The organism is Vibrio sp. 2033, from assembly GCF_033339735.1.
This window is the reverse complement of the sequence record NZ_JAWOVC010000922.1, coordinates 1-500: the sequence shown is the minus strand read 5'-3', so window position 1 is coordinate 500 and position 500 is coordinate 1. Positions and strand designations below refer to the sequence as shown.

Annotated in this window: 1 pseudogene; it reads left to right on the top strand. The window is 44.6% G+C overall.

The features are described 5' to 3' along the window. Positions 1-500 (top strand): annotated as a pseudogene (locus R7P74_RS29840) (ATP-binding protein); the annotation flags it as partial.

Below are 500 nucleotides of genomic sequence, written 5' to 3'. Positions count from 1 at the left end.
ATCGTTTGGTCATTGAGTCCACTAACTAAACTGCAAAAAGAGCTGGCAGAGCTCAAAGCTGGAAATAAAAAGAGTTTAGAAGAAACTTATCCGAAAGAAATTTCGCCGCTTATTTCTGACCTCAATGCTCTGCTTTTCCACTATCAGGAGTTACTGGAACGTGCGCGTAACCACGCGGGTAATTTGTCACACGCACTTAAAACGCCGCTATCTGTGTTAAAAAATGAAGTGCAAACGCTAGAGCCCAAAACGCAAGCACGCTTAAACGCCCCACTCAACCAGATTCAAGATCACATCGACTATCATTTAGGTCGCGCTCGAATGGCGGGTTCCATGAACATCCTTTCTGTCAAAGCCAATCCAGCAGAGCGAGTGGATGCTATCTCAATGGCGTTCGATAAAGTCTATGCCGAGCGAGACATCACCTTAGTTAATGAGCTTGATTCTGAGTTGAATGTTGCAGTCGAAAAAACCGACCTCGATGAAATGATCGGTAACTT